General features: G+C 67.7%; 7 protein-coding genes. All 7 read left to right on the top strand.

Annotated elements, in window-relative coordinates; all coding sequences use genetic code 11:
• On the top strand, window positions 1-258 hold a 258-nt coding region (locus AC1D01_RS14020), incomplete at its 5' end, for a TetR family transcriptional regulator C-terminal domain-containing protein (RefSeq protein WP_477867160.1).
• A gap of 44 nt (window positions 259-302) precedes the next feature.
• Complete coding sequence (locus AC1D01_RS14015; protein WP_477867158.1) at window positions 303-2,093, top strand: acyl-CoA dehydrogenase C-terminal domain-containing protein; 1,791 nt, start codon at window positions 303-305, stop codon at window positions 2,091-2,093.
• Window positions 2,094-2,143: 50 nt separating this feature from the next.
• Window positions 2,144-2,587: a DUF2147 domain-containing protein gene (locus AC1D01_RS14010; protein ID WP_477867156.1), complete on the top strand. Its 444-nt coding sequence runs from the start codon at window positions 2,144-2,146 to the stop codon at window positions 2,585-2,587.
• A 31-nt stretch (window positions 2,588-2,618) separates the two neighbouring features.
• Window positions 2,619-5,003 carry a 3-hydroxyacyl-CoA dehydrogenase/enoyl-CoA hydratase family protein gene (locus AC1D01_RS14005; RefSeq protein WP_477867154.1) on the top strand — a complete coding sequence of 795 codons (2,385 nt, stop codon included), beginning with the start codon at window positions 2,619-2,621 and terminating at the stop codon, window positions 5,001-5,003.
• A gap of 14 nt (window positions 5,004-5,017) precedes the next feature.
• Window positions 5,018-6,214: an acetyl-CoA C-acyltransferase gene (locus tag AC1D01_RS14000; protein WP_477867152.1), complete on the top strand. Its 1,197-nt coding sequence runs from the start codon at window positions 5,018-5,020 to the stop codon at window positions 6,212-6,214.
• A 120-nt stretch (window positions 6,215-6,334) separates the two neighbouring features.
• On the top strand, window positions 6,335-7,219 hold the full coding sequence (locus AC1D01_RS13995) for an alpha/beta hydrolase family protein (protein ID WP_477867150.1): 885 nt from the start codon (window positions 6,335-6,337) through the stop codon (window positions 7,217-7,219).
• The coding region (locus tag AC1D01_RS13990) for an enoyl-CoA hydratase-related protein (protein ID WP_477867148.1) at window positions 7,216-7,609 on the top strand (394 nt) is incomplete at its 3' end. The genes AC1D01_RS13995 and AC1D01_RS13990, both read left to right, overlap by 4 nt.

The raw sequence follows: 7,609 nt of genomic DNA, 5'->3' as shown, positions 1-7,609 counted from the left end.
GTGCAGGCCTGGCACACCGCGCTGGAGAAGGCGATCCGCATCGCGATCGACGAGGGCCAGCTGCGCCCCGACACCGACCCGCTGCAGATGCTGTTCGAGATCCACGGCCTGATCCTCGCGCTGCACCACGACGCGCGCTTCCTGCGCATCCCCGGCGCGCTCGACCGCGCCCGCCATGCCTTCGAGCGCGTGCTCAGCTACTACGCGGTCGATGCGGCGGCCGCTCCCGACAAGYCGGTGCGCGCCGCGCGCCGCTGAATCCGATTTCTCGAATTTCCATTTCTTTCCCAGGAGTTTTTTCGATGGCTCAGTACACCCCTCCGTTGCGTGACATGCAGTTCCTGATGAGCGAAGTGCTGAACGTGGTCGACGAACTGAAGGCCCTGCCGGCGCATGCCGACATCGACCTCGACACGATCAACGCCGTGCTCGAAGAGGGCGGCAAGTTCGCATCGCAGGTGGTGTTCCCGCTGAACCAGAGCGGCGACGAAGAGGGCTGCACGCTCGACAAGAGCACGCACGAGGTGACCGCGCCGAAGGGCTTCAAGGAAGCCTACGCGCAGTACGTCGAGGGCGGCTGGCCGGCGCTGAGCTGCGACCCGGCCTTCGGCGGCCAGGGCCTGCCGCACGTCGTGAACCAGTGCTTCTACGAGATGCTGAACTCGGCCAACCAGGCCTGGACCATGTACCCGGGCCTGTCGCACGGCGCCTACGAGGCGCTGCATGCGCACGGCACCGACGCGCAGAAGGCGCTGTACCTGCCGAAGTTGACCAGCGGCGTGTGGACCGGCACGATGTGCCTGACCGAGCCGCACTGCGGCACCGACCTCGGCCTGCTGCGCACGAAGGCAGAGCCGCAAGCGGATGGCACCTACAAGCTCACGGGCAACAAGATCTTCATCTCCGCCGGCGAGCACGACCTGGCCGAGAACATCATCCACCTGGTGCTGGCGCGCCTGCCGGATGCGCCGACGGGCTCGAAGGGGATCTCGCTGTTCGCGGTGCCGAAGTTCAACGTCAATGCCGACGGCTCGATCGGATCGCGCAACGGCATCTGGTGCGGCGGCCTCGAGCACAAGATGGGCATCCACGGCAACGCGACGGCGCAGATGGTGCTCGAAGGCGCCGTCGGCACGCTGGTCGGCCAACCCAACAAGGGCCTGGCGGCGATGTTCGTGATGATGAACGCGGCCCGCCTGGGCGTCGGCATGCAGTCGCTGGGCCTGACCGAAGTCGCCTATCAGAACGCGGTGGCCTACGCGAAGGATCGCATCCAGATGCGCGCGCTGTCGGGCCCGAAGAACCCGGACAAGCCGGCCGACACCATCATCGTGCACCCCGACGTGCGCAAGATGCTGCTGACCGCCCGCGCCTATGCCGAAGGCGGCCGTGCGCTCGCGATGTGGACCACGCTGCAGCTCGACAAGGAACTGGCATCGGACGACGAGGACGTGCGCAAGGACAGCGCCGACCTGGTCGCGCTGATCACGCCGATCATCAAGGCCTTCATCACCGACAACGGCTGGATCGCGACCTCGCATTGCATGCAGGTGTTCGGCGGCCACGGCTACATCAAGGAATGGGGCATGGAGCAGTACGTGCGCGATGCCCGCATCAACATGATCTACGAGGGCACCAACACGATCCAGTCGCTGGACCTGCTGGGCCGCAAGATCCTCTCCGACAACGGCGCCAAGCTGAAGAAGTTCGGCAAGCTGGTGCAGGAGTTCGTCGAGGAAGAAGGCACGAACGAGGCGATGCAGGAGTTCGTGAACCCGCTGGCCGAGCTGGGCGACAAGGTCACGAAGCTGACCACCGAGCTGGGCATGAAGGCCTTCGGCAACGCCGACGAAGTGGGCGCCGCCGCGGTCGACTACCTGCGCGTCGCCGGCCACCTGGTGTTCGCGTATTTCTGGGCCCGCATGGCGAAGGTCGCACTGGCCAAGGTCGACGGCGGCGACCCGTTCTACAAGGCCAAGCTCGCGACGGCGCGCTTCTACTACGCGAAGCTGCTGCCCGAGACCGCCTCGCTGATCCGCACCGCGCGCACCGGCCTGAAGCCGCTGATGGAGATGGACGAAGCCCTGTTCTGAGGTCGGGCCTTCCATCTCGTCGAAACAAAACAAATCAGGAGAGACAAGCGATGAAGAGACTGCTGCTGGCACTCGCGGCCACGCTGGCCGTGGCGGGCGCCCATGCGCAAGCCACGCCCGCGGGCCTGTGGAAGACGATCGACGACAGCACGAAGAAAGAGCGCTCGCTGGTGCGCATCGTCGAGACCGACGGCGTGATCAGCGGCAAGCTCGAGAAGCTGCTGGACCCCGAGGCGAAGCAGGACGCCGTCTGCGACGAATGCAGCGACGACCGCAAGGGCCAGCCGCTGGTCGGGCTGTCGATCATCCGCGGCGCGAAGAAGAGCGCCGACACCGACGGCCTGTGGGACGGGGGCACCATCCTCGACCCGGCCAACGGCAAGACCTACAAGCTGCGCCTGAAGCCGGTCGACGGCGGCAGGAAATTGGAAGTTCGAGGCTACGTCGGCGCGCCGATGTTCGGCCGCACCCAGACCTGGATCCGGGTCGAGTAGGCCTGTTCACACTACGCAAAGGAGAAGAAACATGAGTCGCTTCAACGTCCGCAAGGTCGCCGTGCTCGGCGCCGGCGTGATGGGCGCGCAGATCGCCGCCCACCTGGTCAACGTCAAGGTGCCGGTCGTGCTGTTCGACCTGCCGGCCAAAGAAGGCCCGAAGAACGGCATCGTCACGAAGGCCGTCGAAGGCCTGAAGAAGCTGAAGCCGTCGCCGCTGGGCATCCCGGAAGACGCCGCGCTGATCCAGCACGCCAACTACGAAGAGCACAGCGAGCTGCTGAAAGACTGCGACCTGATCATCGAGGCCATCGCCGAGCGCATGGACTGGAAGCTCGACCTGTACAAGAAGATCGCGCCCTTCATCGCGCCGCACGCGATCGTCGCGAGCAACACCTCGGGCCTGTCGATCACCAAGCTGTCGGAGGTGCTGCCTGAAGAGATCAAGCCGCGCTTCTGCGGCATCCACTTCTTCAACCCGCCGCGGTACATGTACCTCGTCGAGCTGATCCCGACCCCGACGACGCGCCCGGAGATCCTCGACCAACTCGAGACCTTCGTGACCACCGCGGTCGGCAAGGGCGTCGTGCGCGCGAAGGACACGCCGAACTTCATCGCCAACCGCGTCGGCATCGCCGGCATGCTGGCGACGATCAAGGAAGCCGAGAACTTCGGCCTGAGCTACGACGTCGTCGACGACCTGACCGGCAAGAAGATGGGCCGCGCGAGCTCGGGCACCTTCCGCACCGCGGACGTGGTCGGCCTCGACACGATGGCGCACGTCGTGAAGACGCTGCAGGACAACCTGGCCGATGACCCGTTCTTCCCGAGCTACGCCACGCCGCCGGTGCTGGCCAGGCTGATCGAGCAGGGCGCGCTGGGCCAGAAGAGCGGCGCCGGCTTCTACAAGAAGGTCGGCAAGGACATCCTGCGCCTCGACCCGGCCAAGGCCGACTACGTGCCCGCCGGTGGCAAGGCGGATGAAATCGTCGCGCGCATGCTGAAGAAGGCCGCCCCCGAGCGCCTGAAACTGCTGCGCGAATCGACCAACCCGCAGGCGCAGTTCCTGTGGGCGATCCTGCGCGACAGCTTCCACTACGTCGCGGTGCACCTGGCCGACATCGCCGATTCGGCGCGCGAGGTCGACTTCGCGATGCGCTGGGGCTTCGGCATGCAGCAAGGCCCGTTCGAGCTGTGGCAGGCCGCCGGCTGGAAGCAGGTGGCCGAATGGGTGAAGGCCGACATCGACGCCGGCAAGGCGCTCAGCAAGGCACCGCTGCCCGCCTGGGTGTTCGACGGTCGCGAGGGCGTGCACACCGCCGAAGGCTCGTGGAGCGCCGCGCAGAACACGTACATCCCGCGCAGCACGCTGCCGGTGTATGCGCGCCAGCACTTCCCCGAGGCCGTGCTCGGCTCGGGCGCGGCCGATCCGCTGAAGGCCGGCACGCAGGAGTTCAAGAACGACGAAGTGCGCGTCTGGTCGCTGGACGGCGAGGTGCTGATCGCCAGCATCACCGCGAAGCTGCACCTGATCAGCCCGACCGTCACCGAAGGCCTGCTGAAGGCGGTCGAGATCGCCGAGGCCAAGTACAAGGGCCTGGTGATCTGGTCGCCCGATGACGTGTTCTCGGCCGGTGCCAACCTCGAGGCGCTGATGCCTGTGTTCATGAAGAGCGGCGCCAAGGGCATCGCGCCGGAAGAAAAGAAGCTGCAGGACGCGATGCTGCGCATCCGCTATGCGCAGGTGCCGGTGGTCTCGGCCCTGCGCGGCATCGCACTGGGCGGCGGCTGCGAGCTGTCGGTGTATTCCGCCAGGCGCGTTGCCGCGATGGAAAGCTACGTCGGCCTGGTGGAGGTGGGCGTCGGCCTGATCCCGGGCGGCGGCGGTCTCGCGTACATCGCGCGCCGCGCGGCCGAGATGGCGAGCGCCGCGAACGCGAACGCCGACATCCTGAAGTTCCTGACCGACGGCTTCACGAACGCCGCGATGGCCAGGGTCGGCACCAGCGCGATCGAGAGCCGCAAGCTCGGCTACCTGCTGTGGAGCGACGTGATCGTCCCGAACAAGGACGAGCTGCTGTTCGTCGCGATCCAGCAGGCCAAGGCGATGTTCGACAGCGGCTACCGCGMACCGGCGAAGACGCTGTTTCCGGTGGCCGGCCGCAACGCCATCGCCACCATCAAGGCGCAGCTCGTCAACATGCGCGACGGCGGCTTCATCAGCGCGCACGACTTCCACATCTCGGCGCTGATCGCCGACGTGGTGTGCGGCGGCGATGTCGATGCCGGCTCGCTGGTCAGCGAGGAGTACCTGATGGCGCTGGAGCGCAAGCACTTCTGCGGGCTGCTGGAGCACCCGAAGAGCCAGGAACGGATCATGGGCATGCTGCAGACCGGCAAGCCTGTTCGCAACTAAGCGGAGCAAAGAACATGAGCAAGCAAGTGCAAGACGCCTACATCGTCGCCGCCACCCGCACCCCGATCGGCCGCTCGGGCCGTGGGTACTTCAAGAACACCCGCCCCGACGACCTGCTGGTCACGGCGATCCGCAGCGCGATGGCCCAGGTGCCGACGCTCGACCCGAAGGCGATCGAGGACGCCATCATCGGCTGCTCGTTCCCCGAGGGCGAGCAGGGCATGAACATGGCCCGCATCGCGGTCGCGCTGGCCTTTGCGCACCCGGTGGGCGGCGTGACGGTCAACCGCTTCTGCGCGTCGGGCGTGACGGCGATCCAGATGGCCGCCGACCGCATCCGCGTCGGCGAGGCCGACGTGCTGATCGCCGGCGGTGCCGAGTCGATGAGCCTGGTGCCGATGGGCGGCAACAAGCCGTCGTTCAACCCGCAGGTGTTTGCGAAGGACGAGAACGTCGGCATCGCCTACGGCATGGGGCTGACGGCCGAGAAGGTCGCCGCGCAATGGAAGGTCAGCCGCGAGGCGCAGGACGCGTTCGCGTACGAATCGCACATGCGCGCGCTGAAGGCGCAGAAGGCGGGCGAGTTCACCGACGAGATCACGCCGATCGAGATCGTCGAGCGTTTCCCGGACCTGCTGACCGGCGAGCAGGGCGTGAAGACCCGCACCGTGAACCTCGACGAAGGCCCGCGCGCCGACACCTCGCCGGAAGGCCTGGCCAAGCTGAAGGCGGTGTTCGCCGCCAAGGGCAGCGTGACGGCCGGCAACAGCTCGCAGACGAGCGACGGCGCCGGTGCGCTGATCCTCGCGAGCGAGAAGGCCGTCAAGCAGTACGACCTGAAGCCGCTGGCGCGCTTCGTCAGCTTCGCGGCGCGCGGCGTGCCGCCCGAGATCATGGGGATCGGCCCGATCGAGGCGATCCCGGCCGCGCTGCGCTACGCCGGCCTGAAGCAGCAGGACCTGGACTGGATCGAGCTGAACGAGGCGTTCGCCGCGCAGTCGCTGGCGGTGATCAACAGCGTCGGGCTCGACCCGGCCAAGGTGAACCCGATGGGCGGCGCGATCGCGCTGGGCCATCCGCTGGGCGCCACCGGGGCGATCCGCGCCGCGACGGTGATCCACGCGCTGCGCCGCCACAACCTGAAGTACGGGATGGTGACGATGTGCGTCGGCACGGGCCAGGGCGCGGCAGGCATCTTCGAACGCGTCTGACGACCCACCCCCGAGGCGCTGTCGCGCCTCCCCCTCAAGGGGGCGACCCCAGTGGCCTGGCGGAGCCAGTTCCACGGGGTCCGCTGGATCGGGCCGCTGCGGATCGCGATGGAGAGCGTCATGGAGACACTGAAACTCGAGACTGACGACGGCAGCCGGCTGTCGCTGCGCCTGTACCGGCCGGTCGGCACCGCGAAAGCCGCGGTGCTGATCGGCGGTGCGATGGGCGTGCGGCAGGACTACTACCAGCCGTTCGCGCAATGGCTGGCCGGGCAGGGCTATGCGGTTGCGACCTTCGACTACCGCGGCATGGGCGAGTCGCGCGCGACGCCGTCGCTGCGCGGCCTGAAGGCCGACCTGTTCAGCTGGGCCCGCGACTACGACAGCGCGATCGATGCGCTGCGCGAGGCCGCGCCGGGCCTGCCGCTGTACCTCGTCGGCCACAGCCTGGGCGCGCAGCTGCCCGGCCTGCTGCGCAACCACGCGCAGGTCGACGGCCTGATCTCGGTGGCGGCCGGCAGCGGCTACTGGCGCGACAACGCGCCACCGCTGCGCCGCATGATCCTGTACTTCTGGTACGTGCTGGTGCCGGTCGCGACCGCCGTCTTCGGCTACTTCCCCGGCAAGCGCCTGCGCAAGGTCGGCGACCTGCCGAAGGGCGTGATGCTGCAGTGGCGGCGCTGGTGCCTGCACCCGCGCTACCACGTCGGTGCCGAGGGCGCGGCGGTGCGCGCGCAGTTCGAGGCGGCGCGCTTCCCGCTGGTCGCGCTGTCGATCACCGACGACGAGTTGATGACCGAGCGCGGCACCCGCGTGCTGGTCGACTGCTACCCGAATGCGCCGCGCCGCATCGAGCGCATCGCGCCGGCCGACGTGCAAGCGAAGCGCATCGGGCATTTCGGGCTGTTCCGCGAGCAGTTCCAGGCGACACTCTGGCCGCGCATGACGGCTTTGCTGCAGGGTTTCGGCCCGGCCTCATTGCACACGATCAAGGAGCAAACATGAGCATCAAGACCGCCGTGCTGAACGGCGTATTCACGATCGAGATCGCCCGCCCCGAGAAGAAGAACGCGATCACGATCGACATGTACCAGGCGATGGCCGACGGCCTGACGGCCGCGCAGGCCGACGGCGCGGTGCGCGCGGTGCTGATCACCGGCCAGCCCGGCATCTTCACCTCGGGCAACGACCTCGAGGATTTCATGAAACGCCCGCCGAGCGGCCAGGACTCGCCGGTGTTCCAGTTCATGCAGGCGCTGAACGGCTGCGAGAAGCCGGTCATCGCGGCCGTCACCGGTGCCGCGATCGGCATCGGCACCACGATGCTGCTGCACTGCGACCTGGTCTACGTCGCCGACGAGGCGCGCCTCGCGATGCCGTTCGTGAGCCTGGGGC

This window comes from Rhizobacter sp. P3_B12 (assembly GCF_056402895.1).
Note: the sequence above shows the minus strand (reverse complement) of the source record. Positions and strands in the feature narration are given on the sequence as shown.